Raw genomic sequence first — 15,158 nt, 5'->3', positions numbered from 1 at the left:
TTATGCTCAATGGGGTTAAGATCTGGCGAATATGTAGGCAAATACTCCACCATATACCCTGCATCAATGATGACTTGTTGAATATTATGTTTTTTGTGAAAAGTTGCATTGTCCATCACGATTACACTGTTTTTAGGGAGTACTGGGATAAGGACTTGTGTGACCCAGGAATAGAAAACATCGCTGTTAATATTGATATCAAATAATCCGATAGCAAACAGCGTTGTGCCTAATAAAGCGCCGATAACATTTGTTCTTCCCGAGTTATGCTCATTTCTGGTGTACGGGGTTTCGGGGAGGGTGGCCTATCCTGCTGATTGATTTCGTGGATGATTTCAACAACAGAGAGATGATACCCCATGAAAAAGTCTACCCTACAGGTCTCCGCAGAACCAGATATTGCCGGTGATCCCTTGCATGAACTCATTCGTAATGGTGCCAGGCAGCTGATAGCTGCCGCCGTTGACGTTGAGCTCGAAGCCATTCTGCAACAACATGCTGAACGCCGCCTTGACGACGGGCGTCATGCTGTCGTTCGTAACGGCTATTTGCCCCCGCGAACCATACAGACGGGTATTGGGGATGTTGAAATTAAAGTACCTAAGGTCAGGGAGCGCAGCGGCAACGGAATATGCTTCAACAGCGCGTTGTTGCCGCCTTATCTGAAACGTGCAAAAAGCGTCGAAGAGTTGCTACCATGGCTGTACCTGCGAGGCATATCCACCGGTGATTTTCATGAAGCCCTGAGGGCGCTTCTCGGTGAAAAAGCTAATGGCCTCTCTGCCAGTACCATCAGCAGACTGAAACAGCAGTGGCTTGAAGAGCACAGGCAATGGTGCCTGCGTGATTTAAGCGATACGCGCTACGTTTATTTCTGGGCCGATGGCATATACAGCCATGTCAGGCAAGATGATTGCCTTTGCCTGCTGGTCATTATCGGCGTCACTGAGCATGGACGTAAGGAGCTGGTTGCGGTTGAAGATGGTTATCGAGAGTCAGAAGCAAACTGGGCCGAACTTCTTAATGGCCTGCGAGCACGTGGCCTAACCGTATCTCCCAAGCTGGCTACGGGAGACGGTGCCCTTGGTTTTTGGAATGCAATGGCAAAGATATTCCCGGACACCCAGCACCAACGCTGTTGGGTGCACAAAACCGCTAATGTGTTGGCTTCACTCCCCAAAGCCATGCAACCGAAAGTTAAGGCTGAGCTGCGGGAGGTTTGGCTAGCAGAGAGCCGCGATGCCGCTAATGAAGCCTTTGATGTTTGTTGGCAAGGTTTTCAGCGAAGTATCCTGCAGCGATGAAGAAGCTGGAGAAAGCTCGAGAAGAACTGCTGGCATTCTACGACTTCCCGTCAGAGCACTGGGCGTCAATAAGAACGACAAATCCGATTGAATCGGCTTTTGCGACTGTGAGGCTACGAAGCAGAGGCGCGAAGAACGGTGGTTCGAGAGAAACAACCCTGTCAATGGTATTTAAGCTGCTCCAGTCAGCTCAGAAAAGCTGGAACCGACTAAGAGGATTTGACCTGCTGACCCTGGTTGTAAGCAACGTCCAATTTAAGGATGGAGAACAGATTCACGAAGCATCAGAGCGGAACGTAGCCTGATCGCCATACACCAGATTTGCTAATAACTCCAGCAGACGCAGTGCGTCAAACACGGACAGAGAACGCAGACGCGCATCTTCGTCTTGCAGGGTATCAACCGCAGGGAAGATTAATTCACGGCCGTTGGGGCGCACGGAGACATCAATATCTGCCGGTAACAGTTGGTCAAGCAGTGGCAGTAGTGTCGTGCCGTTAGCAGTCAATGCCTGAATGGAGACTTGCTGCCCCAGTGCGGTGATACGCAGTGCGCTATCAATGATCAACAGGCTTTTCAGATCCTGTTTACTATCAATTTCAGCGGATTCTAGCAGCAGCGTGGCTGGCCGGGCGCCGCACAACTGATGGAAAACCGCGCTCGGATTATCGCGATAAGCGGCTTCGATGCGCAGCAGTTCAAGCTGCGGCTTATCGGTGGATGAAGATATAGCCAACCGACTTAAAAATGATTACAACAGATGCCCTGATATGCGGCAAAAAAGCATAGCTGGCTGTTATCAAAATAATGTCGGTTGGCTATATCGTTGCTGATGTTTGCATCGTCGCTACTCTGGTTGTCTGCTGTTTGTTTTATGTCAGTTTTACGTCATCGCACAGCAGTAAGTCATAAAAAAACCCCGAATTAAGCGGGGTTAGAGATTTTGCATGTTGTGATAACAGCTATGCGTTAATACTCCACCCACCACAGGGAAGGGCGCCACCAACCACCGGTTTTGAAGCTGCCGTGCAGGCTGCTATTTACCATTGAGAGAAAGTGTGTTGCCATTATCACATTTCCATCTATTTGCTGAACTTTAGTACTAGCTAACTAGTTCATGAGCGCATTGTCAACGGGTTAACACATTTTATCGGTATATACCCAATAAACCTCAAGATGCAGGTTTGAGCACCTGAAAACGAGTGAATTCTGGACGTCAGCGAGTCCACTATTTCTGGTAGCGTATTGGTGAAAAAATTGAATATTGCATCCCGAAAATCGCGGGTGTTTTCAAAATAGCGATTATTCCGTGTATGCTCATTCATCACTTTCCACAGGCGTTCTATCGCGTTCAGATTCGGACTGTAAGGCGGTAAATAGTGAAGCTCTATGTTCACGACAAAGGCCCAATCCTTAATCAATTGGGCTCGGTGATAACCCGCACCGTCCAGTATTACATGGATTCTCTGTCGGTAATCAGGGTAACGTTTGCGTATCTCAATGAAAAAACGAGCAATGTTGTAGTCATTAATTGTTTTGTAATCGTGAATAACCGTACCGCCGATATCGCTCAGATTCAGCGCACCCAGTATATTCAGACGGGTTCGACTTCCCGTTGTTTTAACTGACTTTTTATGCCCTTTTCGTATCCATCCATAACTGAGCTTTGTGGCTTGTGTCGGATGAACCGCATCGATAAACAGAATCGCCTCATTGCTGGCTGTTTTCTTTAAATTCTCATAATATTCAATGAAATGCTTCTGATTTTCTTCACTGAACTTATGGGGTACGCCCGCCGGTTTTTTGTAGGAGAAACCGGCTTTGTTGAATAAACATATTTTATGCTGCACCCCCGGTGAAACGACAGATCCTCGCAACGCAAAATCATGCAGTTAGGCCTCATAAGAAAACTGTAAATCTGAGGTGACAAGCATTTTCTACCAAAACTGGCTGGAAAAACAGCATGACTCACTATTATTCAACAAAGCCGGAGAAACCATGACGGTGCAACCACTTGTTCATGCCGGGAATACTGAATCGGATAGCCCAGCGATATTCAACATAAGCCACGATGTCGTGGGTATGATGGAAGAGATGTTGAGATAAATATAGCCAAGCGACATTATTTTGATAACAATTAGCTGTATTTTTTTGCCACATATCAGGGCATTGGCTGTAATCATTTTTAAGTCGGTTGGCTATAGCTGATTAAGAGCGCAGTCTTTTCAGCACAAAGCCGACTTGCAGACCCACCGTTTTCAGGTTTAAGTTTGCGAGTGTTGACGTAATCGTTGATATGTTGGTTTACCGTCGTTTCGTGCAGACGCAGAGCTTGCGCAATCATCGCAGAGCTCCAGCCTTCGGAGGCCAGCAGGACGGCTTTGATGCGATCACAAACACGCTTATCACGACTGGTGTCATGAAGGTGTTCGAGTTCGGCTTTTTGCTTGTCGGTAATAAATATCTTCATAGTGGGTGAGCATGATCTCCTTACCGCGTAAAATCAAGCATCTTCAATGATCACAGGTATATAGCTAAACAACTTAATTTTGATTACATTATTTAAATGAGCTATTCAATTGATTTTAGACGTAAAGTGATATCTACACGGGAAGAAGAAGGGTTGAGTATCCGAGAAACAGCGAAGCAATTTCGGATTGGCCCTGCCTCTGTATCGCGTTGGATTAATCAAATAGCGTCAAAAGCATCGACCACGCGTCAGCGAAAGAGCGATAAATCCGAGTTGATAAAAGATGTTGAACCATATCCAGATGCTTACCAAAAAGAACGTGCAGAGCGTTTTGGCGTTTGTCAGAAGGCCATTTGGCAAGCTCTTAAAAAGCTGGGATTGACCTATAAAAAAAACGCTACGTCATCCGAAAGCCGACGAAAGCGCCCGGCAAACATTTCAACAAAAAATACAACAGTATGAAAAAGAAGGTAAGCCTATTGTTTTTATTGATGAAAGTGGTTTTCCACACGATACCCCCCGGACTCACGGCTATTCCCCAAAAGGTCAACGGTGTTTTGGCCTGAAGAACGGGGGAGCCAAGGGAAGAACAAATGTTATCGGCGCTTTATTAGAGGCTGTACACGAGATTGTGTAATTGCCTGGTTTTGATATGTTCAATCCAACATCAAAAGCAGGTTACTTTATGGACGAAAAACAGTTACAGGCTCTGGCTAACGAGCTGGCCAAAAATCTCAAAACCCCTGACGCTCTCAACCAGTTTGATCGCCTGCTGAAAAAGATCAGCGTTGAAGCTGCCCCTAATGCTGAAATGACCCATCACCTCGGGCATGAGAAGCACCAGTCCAAATCTGGAACTATAGCCAAGCGACATTATTTTGATAACAATTAGCTGTATTTTTTTGCCATATATCAGGGCATTGGCTGTAATCATTTTTAAGTCGGTTGGCTATAACCAGATTTTATCGTTGTATGCCAAAGGGATGACCACCCGCGAAATTGCCGCTGCGTTCAAAGAGCTGTATGACGCGGATGTTTCACCCGCCCTGGTATCGAAGGTCACCGATGCCGTTATGGAGCAGGTTGTTGAATGGCAAAATCGCCCCCTGGATGCGGTTTATCCCATTGTTTACCTTGACTGTATCGTTCTGAAAGTCCGGCAGGACAGCCGCGTTATCAATAAATCTGTGTTCCTGGCGCTGGGTATCAATATCGAAGGCCAGAAAGAGCTACTGGGGATGTGGCTGGCCGAAAATGAAGGCGCAAAATTCTGGCTGAACGTGCTGACAGAACTGAAAAACCGTGGCCTGACCGACATCCTCATTGCCTGTGTGGACGGCCTGAAAGGGTTCCCGGATGCCATCAACACGGTCTACCCGGAAGCCCGCATCCAGTTGTGCATCGTGCACATGGTGCGCAACAGTCTGCGCTTCGTTGCCTGGAAGGACTATAAGGCGGTAACACGCGACCTCAAAGCAGTGTATCAGGCTCCAACCGAAGAGGACGCGCTTCAGGCCATAGGTATCTACACATCATAAAGGGTTAAAAACCAGCATAGCGAAGTGGGCAAGTTCTTCCGGGGTATAGTCTGCTAATAACGTCAAGGTATTTAGCAGGATGGATAGTCCGGCAAGCAGCGCTGGGGCGCTTTCTTTACGCCCTCGTTTTTGTTGTTGTCCGGATAATCGGCAAATTAACTGACGGGCTGCCGCATTGTCGTCTCCTTCAGCGCGTTGCAGCCGCCATACCAGCACACATGCCATGCTAGCTATCAATAACCTGCGTAGCAGGGCACCAGCACTGCGCTGAAGCCATTTTTCTACATCATGACCGGCACCTTTCAGCAGCTTAAAAAAGGATTCAATACCCCAGCGCCAGTAATACCAGCGAGCGACTTCCGCGCTGGTGAGCTCGTTGCTAACGTTTGTGAGCAGCGTCCAGCGTCCGATAAATTTACCGTGAGTATCGGTAAGGCGAACCACAACTAATCTGAGTGTCAGAGCTACGCCTGGCTGAACTTTCACTCGCCGTCCGGTGTTCTTGTCTTTCCGCTTCGCTTTTGCTGTTCGCGTTATGATCACGGATGTTTCCCCGATCTCCATATTGGCTTTTTTCCCTTTCCAGCCAACCTGTCCGTTTGCGATAAATGGCAGATCTTCTGCAATTTCACCAATTTTACGGGTGTCACCGCCCCACTCTGCCCGATGCCCTTCCTTTCCCCGGATAAGCCAACATATTCCCAGGGAGCTTAATGTGCGCATATGCCCGATAGAGTCACCTTCACGGTCAATGAGATGAACTAACTTCTTCCCGGTATAGCCAACCGACTTAAAAATGATTACAGCCAATGCCCTGATATGTGGCAAAAAAATACAGCTAATTGTTATCAAAATAATATCGCTTGGCTATATATGCCATCGGCCCAGAAATAAACGTAGCGCGTATCGCTTAAATCACGCAGGCACCATTGCCTGTGCTCTTCAAGCCACTGCTGTTTCAGTCTGCTGATGGTACTGGCAGAGAGGCCATTAGCTTTTTCACCGAGAAGCGCCCTCAGGGCTTCATGAAAATCACCGGTGGATATGCCTCGCAGGTACAGCCATGGTAGCAACTCTTCGACGCTTTTTGCACGTTTCAGATAAGGCGGCAACAACGCGCTGTTGAAGCATATTCCGTTGCCGCTGCGCTCCCTGACCTTAGGCACTTTAATTTCAACATCCCCAATACCCGTCTGTATGGTTCGCTGTGGCAAATAGCCGTTACGAACGACAGCATGACGCCCGTCATCAAGGCGGTGTTCAGCATGTTGTTGCAGCATGGCTTCGAGCTCAACCTCAACGGCGGCAGCTATAGCAAAGCGACATTATTTTGATAACAATTAGCTGTATTTTTTGTCACATATCAGGGCATTGGCTGTAATCATTTTTAAGTCGGTTGGCTATATCAGCTGCCTGGCACCATTACGAATGAGTTCATGCAAGGGATCACCGGCAATATCTGGTTCTGCGGAGACCTGTAGGGTAGACTTTTTCATGGGGTATCATCTCTCTGTTGTTGAAATCATCCACGAAATCAATTAGCAGGATACGCCACCCTCCCCGAAACCCCGTACACCAGAAATGAGCATAAATCTACAGAGGCAGGGCCAATCCGAAATTGCTTCGCTGTTTCTCGGATACTCAACCCTTCTTCTTCCCGTGTAGATATCACTTTACGTCTAAAATCAATTGAATAGCTCACTTAAATAATGCAATCAAAATTAAGTCGTTTAGCTATAGTTCCAGATTTTGACTGGTGCTTCTCATGCCCGAGGTGATGGGTCATTTCAGCATTAAGGGCACCTTCAACGCTGATCTTTTTCAGCAGACGATCAAACTGGTTGAGATCGTCAGGGATTTTGAGATTTTTAGCCAGCTCGTTATAGTAAAGCGACATTATTTTGATGACAATTAGCTGTATTTTTTTGCCACATATCAGGGCATTGACTATAATCATTTTTAAGTCGGTTGGCTATAGCCAGAGCCTGTAACTGTTTTTTGTCCATAAAGTAACCTGCTTTTGATGTTGGATTGAACATATCAAAACCAAGCAATTACACAATCTCGTGTACAGGCTCCTGCGCTGAGGACTATACAACAAGGGTTATGTTGTGATCTGATGTAATCACGCAGAATTAGTGACGCTTAGCAGGCTTCGCTATGTAACCGTGCATTTGTGACAGGGTGCACGTGTTATATCAGCTGCGGTTTGAGGCATTCGTGTCTTTCTGGTTTGCATAATCCGCCATCAACACTATATCCCAGCGGTCTGTATTGGTAAAACGGCTCCGGTTGCACGCGTAGTGGTTCACCGTGATCTGTAGACTGTCAGCCCGTGAGCGATTATGCCCGCTTTCCTTACTCAGCCAAAGTCTGGAAATGTCCCGTTTTCCGTCCAACGGGTTGATATATTCTGTGCCGCCGTCAAGGTCGGGTGATTAAGATTTCTTTTGCAGCCGCAAGGTTGCTGATCGGCAGCCTTGCTGATACCCTTATCTGCATCTGCGTCGGACTACATTGGCACCGAATCCGGTGTTGCTTCCGTCACTGGTCAGGTAGATGTTACTGCCTTACTCCACCAAGGCGTAGTTACAGAGACCGGCCGAATAGCTTACTGTTGCTGAAGGCAACGGTATCTGTGGTGGTGGACCCCTTAATAAATTGACGGTCTGGTCATCTTTGCCTCCCAGATTGTTGACCGTAATATCCCCACACTATGCCTTACGCAAACATTATCCTGCTTTTTTATACATCCTGCGAGGATGCCCTATCTTGCCATACAGCATCTCAACGCTTAAAAAGCTATTATCCACGCCATGCTCCAGATAGCGGCGCGCGGTGGTTTTGCTCAGCCCAGTGGCGCTTACCACCTCATCAACCGAAAAACAGTATGATGGCTGGTCATTAAACAGTTTTTGCACCAGTGCCAGTGTATTCTCTTCAATGCCTTTATTGCCGCTGTTCTGGCGGTAATTTTTCGCCTGTAACTGGTAGAGCGAGTCAACGTTATGCTGGTCGACTATCTTCCACACGCGTTGTTGCTCGTTAAACTGCACAAAGCGCTCCAAGGACTGGTTCAATCGCTTCCACGACACCGGTTTGAGAATATAGTCGAATGCGCCGTTGCGAATGGCCTGGCTACAGGTGTCCATATCGCTGGCGGCGGTAATGAAAATCACCGAACAGTTAGCCCGCACCACCAGGAGATTATTGATAAGCGTGATGCCCTTTCCATCCGGCAAATAGTTATCCAGCAAAACCAGCTGCGGCTGCTTTTCCGTCAGCAGGGCTTGCGCCTCGGCCAGCGATCCGGCGATCCCCACCAGGCGCAATCGCGGATGTTTGCATATCAGTTCCGCATGTAGTTGAGCAAGTTCATTTTCATCTTCAACGATCAATACATCGATAAGTTTATGTTGCATAATCAGTCTCTTTCTATGCTGGCTTGGCACATCGAACCTTTCATCCTGCGGGGATGAAAAGAGAAAAAATGGCACCACACGGCGTGTTATCCGCCACTTCTATCGCACCGCCCGCCTGAGTAACATAGCGTTCAATCAGGTAGAGACCAATGCCATGGTCGCCGTGATTTTTGGTGGAAATACCGCGTTCAAAAATGCGTTCACGGAGTTCAGGCGTAATGCCGACGCCCTGGTCCGCCACTTCAATAATCAGCTCGTGTTCAGTGAGTTTTATCAGTACTTCAACCGGCGCGTGCGGTAGCACAGAGCGCTGGGTTGCTTCAATCGCATTGTCCAGCAGGTTGCCGATAATCGAAATGATCTCCGTTTCGCTCAGCGTTGGGAAGGGCTTATCCATCAGGCAGGCAGGATCAAATGCCAGCTCGACGCCTTTCTCACGTGCGCGTGCGGCTTTACCCAGCAGCAGCCCGCACAAAGTCGGCGAAGCAAAGCGTGAGGAGATAAAATCAAGCAGTTCCTGCGCATGTTCTGACTGAGTCTGGATATAGCCAATCGCTTCTTCGTAGCGGCCCATATGCAGCAGGCCGGATAAGGTTGTCATACGGTTAAGCTGTTCATGGCGCATGATGCGCAGGTTATCGACATAGCGCTTCACTTGGCTAAGCTGCGCGTTCAGCGAATCGATATCGTTACGATCGCGGAAGGTGATCACCCAGCCCTGAAGCTCTTCCTCAAGCATGATGCGTACCCGGCTGGCGATAACTATCGATTGATTAAAGTGGCAGATTTCGTCATGTGTATTGCAGGCGAGCATAGTTTCAGGTGCAAAAAATGGAACGTGCGAGATAACCTCGCTGATAAGCTGTCCTCGAATATGGCGCGTCGGCTGACTCAACGAAAGCAGTTTCCGCGCGGCCTGGTTAATCACTTCGATCCGGCAATTTTTATCAATGGCGATGACTCCCTCATAGATGGATTCCATTATCGCCTTTTGCTGGCGGACCAGCAGCCCAATTTCGCGTGGCTCCAGCGAGAAAATCTGCTTTTTAATACTGCGGGTGAAGAACCATGAAAAAATAAACAGGGCAATCAGCAGCAGAACGGCGGCCAGCAGAATATTGACGACTTTGTTCACCGTAATCGCGTCAAGATAGCTGGTGAGATACCCCACCGAAACAATCCCAACCACCTGACCTGCATCATTCAGAATAGGCGCTTTGCTGCGCAGCGAGATCCCAAGCCCACCTTTGCGAATGGTGGTGGTACTTTTGCCAGCAAGTACCTCGGTGTTATCGCCGCCCACCAATTCTTTTCCTACCCGATCTTCAAACACCGAATGAAAGAGATGCATTCCCTTATTATCGCCAATCACAATAAAACTGGCATCACTGTGCGAGGCCAATTTCTGCATATAGGTTTTAATGGCTGCAATATCTTTATCGGCGACTTCCTGACGCAGTGAAGGAATAAGCGCAATCTCTTCTGTCTGTATTCTGGCGCGCCCGCTCATTTCCTGATAAAGCTGTCTTTCCATATCGACATAATAACAGCAACCCAGCAATGCAAATAGCACTGAGAAAAAGGCAACCAGCGATATAAACAGTTTTATCTGAAATGACAACCTCATGACTATCATGTTCGTTAACAGTTGGAACGCCTAATGTACCACCTTTTATGCAGGTGGCTTCTTTTTTTTGCGGAAAGTTGTGAGCCTTTGCACATCCGTCATGTCCTGAATGAGAAATGATTTCCTGGAAAAACTGCTATTCAAGGTGTTAATAAAAGAAACCATAAAAACCACACTAATGAATAAGCGGTAAGTCACACAAAATAAAAGATGCCTTAAAAACCATAAATGCCATTAACACTCTGGTTTTAATATGCATTCCCTCACATAAAGTAGGACTTCGTAGCCCTAAGCTGGACGTGAAAAATAACCAAGGGGCTTATTATGAGCACAACTGATGATTCTTTCTCTGTACCTCAAGACCCAATAAATATGCCATGTCCGGGGCTAAAAGAGCGATGGTGGCACATTATGGATACGTGGAAAGTGGGTATTATCCCGCTGCCGCTGTTCTTACTGGCAGGCGTATTGATTGCCATTGACTGCTTAGGCGGTAAGCTGCCAGCTGATATCGTGGTGATGGTCGCTACTCTGGCGTTCTTTGGATTTGCCTGTGGTGAATTTGGTAAACGCCTGCCTGTCGTCGGCAAGCTGGGCGCGGCAGCGATTTGCGCCACCTTCATCCCCTCCGCGATGGTCTACTACGGGCTGCTGCCGGATGTCGTGGTGGAGTCCACCACCAAATTCTACAAATCGACCAACATTCTCTATCTCTATATCTGCTGCATTATCGTTGGCAGCATTATGAGCATGAACCGCACGGTGCTGATTCAGGGCTTCTTGCGTATCTTCTTCCCTATGCTGTGCGGCGAAATCGTCGGCATGATTGTGGGGATGGGCGTCGGCCTAGCGTTGGGGATGGAACCGTTCCAGATCTTCTTCTTTATCATTTTGCCGATTATAGCGGGCGGTGTCGGGGAAGGGGCGATCCCGCTTTCCATCGGTTATGCCACGCTGCTGCATATGGACCAGGGCGTTGCGCTGGGACGTGTTCTGCCAATGGTTATGCTCGGCGGCCTGACGGCGATTATTATCTCCGGTTGCCTTAACCAACTGGGTAAACGCTATCCGCATCTGACCGGTGAAGGCCAGTTGATGCCGAATCGTGCTAATGCAGATACCACCTCTTCACAGCCTGTTGTTTCTGGCAAAACGGATGTCACCGCCATTGCGTCTGGCGCATTGCTGGCGGTGCTGCTCTACATGATCGGTATGCTCGGCCACAAACTGATTGGTTTGCCTGCACCGGTTGGCATGTTGTTTATCGCGGTGCTGGTCAAGCTGTGCAACGGGGCGTCTCCGCGCCTGCTGGAAGGCTCGCAGGTCGTCTACAGATTCTTCCAGACCTCAGTCACTTACCCCATTCTCTTCGCCGTTGGCGTAGCGATTACGCCATGGCAGGAACTGGTTAATGCTTTCACCATCAGCAACTTGCTGGTGATTGTCAGCACCGTCTCTGCACTGGTCGCCACGGGGTTCTTCGTTGGTAAAAAGATCGGTATGCACCCTATTGATGTCGCAATCGTCTCCTGCTGCCAGAGTGGCCAGGGCGGCACCGGCGACGTGGCGATTCTGACCGCGGGCAACCGTATGAGCCTGATGCCATTCGCCCAGATTGCCACGCGTATCGGCGGCGCGATTAACGTCTCCGTCTCGCTGCTGATACTCGGCAACTTCTTTGTTTAATTGATGTACGCAGGAACAAAACAATGAAACTCGCAAGCTTTACTTATCAGGGTATTCGCAGCTACGGCATCGTTAATACCGAAGGTGTGGTGGATTTAGGTCGCCGTCTTGGCGACCGCTACTGCGACCTCAAGGCCCTGTTACAGGGCGATGGTTTAACCCAGGCCCGCCTGTTCGCTAATGAACCGGCAGATCTCAAAATGGAGGCAATCACCTTCTTACCGGTAATTGAGCATCCGGAAAAAATCCTCTGTGTGGGCATGAACTACGCCGAAAAACGCAAAGAGTTTGACCAGCACAACCCTGCGCCCACGCTGTTTGTGCGTTTCCCGGATTCGCAAACCGGTCACAACTCGCCAGTGCTGAAACCGCGTAGCTCCAATGAGTTCGATTACGAAGGTGAACTGGCAGTCATCATTGGCAAAGGCGGCGAAAATATTACGCGTGATGATGCCCTGAACCACGTGGCGGGTTACAGCTGCTATATGGATGGCTCCGCCCGCGACTGGCAGCACACTTGGTTTACCGCCGGGAAAAACTGGCGTCAGACCGGGGCCTTTGGCCCATGGATGGTGACGGCTGACGAAATCCCTGACCCGCATCAACTGGCGATCCGCACCTGGCTCAATGGCCGCATGGTGCAGGAAGACAATACCAGCAGCATGATCCACAAAGTGGCCGAACTGATTGAGTACATCAGTACCTTCACCCGCTTAAGCCCGGGCGATGTGATCATCACCGGCTCGCCTGGCGGCGTCGGTAAAAAACGCAATCCGCCGCTGTTTATGCACGAAGGCGATCGCATTGAAGTCGAGATCGAACATATCGGTCACCTCAGCAATGTGATTATGGAAGCGCCAGCACAGACGCTGACGGTAGCACACTAACCGGCAGGTGACAGGATGCAGTCGCAATCCGCAATCGACTTCAGGGTGACGGAAGTCGCTAAACACCCGGTACGTCTGATTCAGATCCGCCAGCTTCTGGCAGACAGCGGCCTGGACATGGACGCCGACATCACGTTGTTTGTTGAAGCCTGGTTCAATTCGCAGCTGGTGGGCTGCGCTGGCCTTGCCGCTAACGTTATCAAATGCGTGGCAGTAGATAAGCAACTTCGCGGTGAAAACCTCAGCGCAAAGCTGCTGGCGGAAGTGGAAAACGTGGCCGTGGATCACGGTCACTTTCAGCTCTTCCTTTACACCCGCCCCTGCAATGCGGAGCGTTTTCAGCGCAGCGGCTTCTGGCCAATTGCGCAAAGCGGCAGTAATGCCGTGCTGATGGAAAATACGCCTCAGGGTATCGCACGCTACTGCCGCTCGCTGCAACGTTATTGCCATGAAGGCGCGCGGACGGGCGCCATCGTGATGAACGCCAACCCGTTCACGCTGGGGCATCGGCATCTGGTTGAACTGGCGGCATCGCGCTGCGACTGGCTGCATCTCTTTGTCGTACGAGAAGATGCATCATTCTTCCCGTTTAGCGCCCGGCTGGCCATGGTGCGCGCAGGAGTTGCCCATCTGCCGAATGTCACGGTACATGAAGGTTCGCAGTACATCATCTCCCGTGCCACCTTCCCGGCCTACTTTTTGAAAGAAACCGGCAAGGTGCAGCGCGCATGGAGTGAAATCGATGCACTGATTTTTCGCGACCATATCGCCCAAGCGTTAGGCATTACTCACCGTTTTATCGGCTCTGAACCTTTTTGCGACGTCACGCGGCAGTACAACGAAACACTGCATCAGTTACTGGACGGCAGTGTCGAGGTGGTGGAAGTGCCGCGTATTTGGGCTACCGACAGCGCGATTTCTGCATCAGAAGTGCGCAGGTTATTAAAAACAGAACAGTTTTCCCGTATTCGGGAGATCGTACCAGAAACCACTCTTGCCCACTTGGAAGCGCATTATGGCGCGGTGGAAGTGGCTTAAACATTCAGGGAATACATCATGAAAATAGTAAGGGAGGCGCTGGCCGGCACGCAGGAGTCCAGCGACCTGATGGTGAAAATCGCCCCTGCCGACGGCGAGCTGGAGATTATCATCCACAGTGAAGTGATTAAACAGTTTGGCGAACAGATCCGCCGGGTTGTTGAAGAGACGTTACAGCGTATGGGCGTGGCGCAAGGGCTCATTATCATCGAAGACAAAGGCGCGTTGGATTGTGTCATCCGTGCCCGTTTGCAGAGTGCGCTGCTGCGCGCCGCCGATGAAAAAGCGATCTCTTGGGAGGCCCTCTCATGAACAAACTTCGCCGCAGTATGCTGTTTTTACCCGGCGCGAACGCCGCCATGCTCTCTACCGCATTCATCTACCGCCCCGACTCGATCATGTTCGACCTAGAAGACGCTGTGGCTCTGCGCGAGAAAGATACCGCGCGTTTGCTGGTGTTCCATGCTCTGCAACACCCGATGTATCAGGATATCGAAACCGTTGTGCGTATTAACCCGCTGAGTACTCCGTTTGGCTTGGCGGATCTCGAAGCGGTGGTCCGTGCGGGTGTTGACGTAATTCGCCTGCCAAAAACCGATACTCCGGAAGATATCTTCGAACTCGAAGGTCACCTTGAGCGCATTGAGCGTGAATGCGGGCGCGAAGTGGGTTCTACGGGCGTGATGGCGGCGATTGAATCCGCTGTGGGCGTAATCAATGCCGTGGCGATTGCCCGCAGTTCCCCGCGTCTGATTGGTATCGCCCTAGCGGCGTTTGACTACGTAATGGATATGCAAACCGAGCGCGGCGATGGCAGCGAGTTGTTCTACGCGCGTTGCGCCGTCCTGCATGCGGCCCGCGCCGCAGGGATTGATGCCTTTGATGTGGTGTGGTCAGACGTCAATGATGAAGCCGGTTTTCTGCGCGAAGTCGAGCTGATCCGCAAAATAGGTTTCAACGGCAAATCGCTGATTAACCCACGTCAGATTGACCTGCTCCATAACGCCTATGCGCCAACGCAGCAGGAAGTGGACCATGCGCAGCGCGTCATTGAAGCGGCGGGAGAGGGCGAACGTAACGGCTTGGGCGTCGTGTCGCTCAACGGAAAAATGGTCGATGCTCCGATTATTAACCACGCGCAGCTAGTGCTGGAACGCGCCACCGCGTCCGGCGTGCGTCGTTAAGG

12 protein-coding genes, 9 pseudogenes and 1 other annotated feature are annotated in these 15,158 nt (G+C 49.8%); of the genes and pseudogenes, 9 read left to right on the top strand and 12 right to left on the bottom strand.

Annotated elements, in window-relative coordinates:
• Nucleotides 1-32: 32 nt before the first annotated feature.
• Nucleotides 33-245, bottom strand: a pseudogene (locus tag ACD630_RS21230) (transposase); the annotation flags it as partial.
• 114 nt (nt 246-359) lie between these two features.
• On the opposite strand from ACD630_RS21230, the pseudogene ACD630_RS21225 reads away from it, so the two are divergent.
• Nucleotides 360-1,609: pseudogene (locus tag ACD630_RS21225) on the top strand (IS256 family transposase).
• A gap of 14 nt (nt 1,610-1,623) precedes the next feature.
• Here ACD630_RS21225 and ACD630_RS21220 read toward each other — a convergent pair.
• The 4 pseudogenes from ACD630_RS21220 to ACD630_RS21205 form a co-directional block, all read right to left on the bottom strand.
• Nucleotides 1,624-2,034, bottom strand: a pseudogene (locus ACD630_RS21220) (anthranilate synthase component I); the annotation flags it as partial.
• A 178-nt stretch (nt 2,035-2,212) separates the two neighbouring features.
• Nucleotides 2,213-2,315 (bottom strand) — a sequence feature (Trp leader region).
• Between the two features lie 160 nt (nt 2,316-2,475).
• A pseudogene (locus tag ACD630_RS21215) lies at nt 2,476-3,121 on the bottom strand (IS630 family transposase); the annotation flags it as partial.
• Between the two features lie 160 nt (nt 3,122-3,281).
• A pseudogene (locus ACD630_RS21210) lies at nt 3,282-3,648 on the bottom strand (winged helix-turn-helix domain-containing protein); the annotation flags it as partial.
• Nucleotides 3,643-3,774: pseudogene (locus tag ACD630_RS21205) on the bottom strand (IS630 family transposase); the annotation flags it as partial. The pseudogenes ACD630_RS21210 and ACD630_RS21205, both read right to left, overlap by 6 nt.
• Nucleotides 3,775-3,870: 96 nt before the next feature.
• On the opposite strand from ACD630_RS21205, the gene ACD630_RS21200 reads away from it, so the two are divergent.
• The 3 genes and pseudogenes from ACD630_RS21200 to ACD630_RS21190 form a co-directional block, all read left to right on the top strand.
• Nucleotides 3,871-4,236: an IS630 transposase-related protein gene (locus ACD630_RS21200; RefSeq protein WP_430360547.1), complete on the top strand. Its 366-nt coding sequence runs from the start codon at nt 3,871-3,873 to the stop codon at nt 4,234-4,236.
• Nucleotides 4,160-4,411, top strand: a complete 252-nt coding sequence (locus ACD630_RS21195) for a transposase (protein WP_430361229.1) — start codon at nt 4,160-4,162, stop codon at nt 4,409-4,411. The genes ACD630_RS21200 and ACD630_RS21195 overlap by 77 nt, the downstream gene beginning before the upstream one ends.
• Nucleotides 4,412-4,477: 66 nt before the next feature.
• Nucleotides 4,478-5,309 (top strand): annotated as a pseudogene (locus tag ACD630_RS21190) (IS256 family transposase); the annotation flags it as partial.
• Here the strand turns inward: ACD630_RS21190 and ACD630_RS21185 are convergent.
• The 7 genes and pseudogenes from ACD630_RS21185 to ACD630_RS21155 form a co-directional block, all read right to left on the bottom strand.
• Nucleotides 5,307-6,122, bottom strand: coding sequence for a transposase (locus ACD630_RS21185; RefSeq protein ID WP_430361228.1), 816 nt, complete (start codon nt 6,120-6,122; stop codon nt 5,307-5,309). The pseudogene ACD630_RS21190 and the gene ACD630_RS21185 overlap by 3 nt on opposite strands.
• Nucleotides 6,123-6,178: 56 nt before the next feature.
• Nucleotides 6,179-6,634: pseudogene (locus tag ACD630_RS21180) on the bottom strand (transposase); the annotation flags it as partial.
• A gap of 212 nt (nt 6,635-6,846) precedes the next feature.
• The gene (locus ACD630_RS21175) at nt 6,847-7,014 is read right to left on the bottom strand and encodes a hypothetical protein (RefSeq protein WP_430360546.1); all 168 of its coding nucleotides are present in this window, start codon (nt 7,012-7,014) and stop codon (nt 6,847-6,849) included.
• A 36-nt stretch (nt 7,015-7,050) separates the two neighbouring features.
• Nucleotides 7,051-7,209: pseudogene (locus ACD630_RS21170) on the bottom strand (IS256 family transposase); the annotation flags it as partial.
• Nucleotides 7,193-7,351 (bottom strand): hypothetical protein, encoded by a 159-nt coding sequence (locus ACD630_RS21165; protein ID WP_430360545.1) that lies wholly within the window; start codon nt 7,349-7,351, stop codon nt 7,193-7,195. The gene ACD630_RS21165 and the pseudogene ACD630_RS21170, both read right to left, overlap by 17 nt.
• Before the next feature lie 693 nt (nt 7,352-8,044).
• Nucleotides 8,045-8,734 (bottom strand): response regulator, encoded by a 690-nt coding sequence (locus tag ACD630_RS21160; RefSeq protein WP_430360544.1) that lies wholly within the window; start codon nt 8,732-8,734, stop codon nt 8,045-8,047.
• Between the two features lie 40 nt (nt 8,735-8,774).
• Nucleotides 8,775-10,361 (bottom strand): ATP-binding protein, encoded by a 1,587-nt coding sequence (locus ACD630_RS21155; protein WP_430360543.1) that lies wholly within the window; start codon nt 10,359-10,361, stop codon nt 8,775-8,777.
• A 324-nt stretch (nt 10,362-10,685) separates the two neighbouring features.
• Between ACD630_RS21155 and ACD630_RS21150 the strand changes: the two genes are divergently transcribed.
• From ACD630_RS21150 to citE, 5 genes are read left to right on the top strand one after another with little or no spacing between them, the layout of a single operon-like run.
• The gene (locus tag ACD630_RS21150; RefSeq protein ID WP_430360542.1) at nt 10,686-12,047 is read left to right on the top strand and encodes a 2-hydroxycarboxylate transporter family protein; all 1,362 of its coding nucleotides are present in this window, start codon (nt 10,686-10,688) and stop codon (nt 12,045-12,047) included.
• A 23-nt stretch (nt 12,048-12,070) separates the two neighbouring features.
• On the top strand, nt 12,071-12,934 hold the full coding sequence (locus ACD630_RS21145; protein ID WP_430360541.1) for a fumarylacetoacetate hydrolase family protein: 864 nt from the start codon (nt 12,071-12,073) through the stop codon (nt 12,932-12,934).
• A 15-nt stretch (nt 12,935-12,949) separates the two neighbouring features.
• The gene (citC, locus tag ACD630_RS21140) at nt 12,950-13,972 is read left to right on the top strand and encodes a [citrate (pro-3S)-lyase] ligase (RefSeq protein WP_430360540.1); all 1,023 of its coding nucleotides are present in this window, start codon (nt 12,950-12,952) and stop codon (nt 13,970-13,972) included.
• 18 nt (nt 13,973-13,990) lie between these two features.
• Entirely contained in the window at nt 13,991-14,284 is a 294-nt protein-coding gene (gene citD, locus ACD630_RS21135) for a citrate lyase acyl carrier protein (RefSeq protein WP_430360539.1), read from the top strand.
• Nucleotides 14,281-15,156 carry a citrate (pro-3S)-lyase subunit beta gene (citE, locus tag ACD630_RS21130; protein WP_430360538.1) on the top strand — a complete coding sequence of 292 codons (876 nt, stop codon included), beginning with the start codon at nt 14,281-14,283 and terminating at the stop codon, nt 15,154-15,156. Before citD ends, citE begins: the two co-directional genes overlap by 4 nt.
• The last annotated feature ends 2 nt before the right edge of the window (nt 15,157-15,158 follow it).

Origin of the sequence: Symbiopectobacterium sp. RP (assembly GCF_050472005.1) — a bacterium.
Lineage (GTDB): Bacteria > Pseudomonadota > Gammaproteobacteria > Enterobacterales > Enterobacteriaceae > Symbiopectobacterium.
Note: the sequence above shows the minus strand (reverse complement) of the source record. Positions and strands in the feature narration are given on the sequence as shown.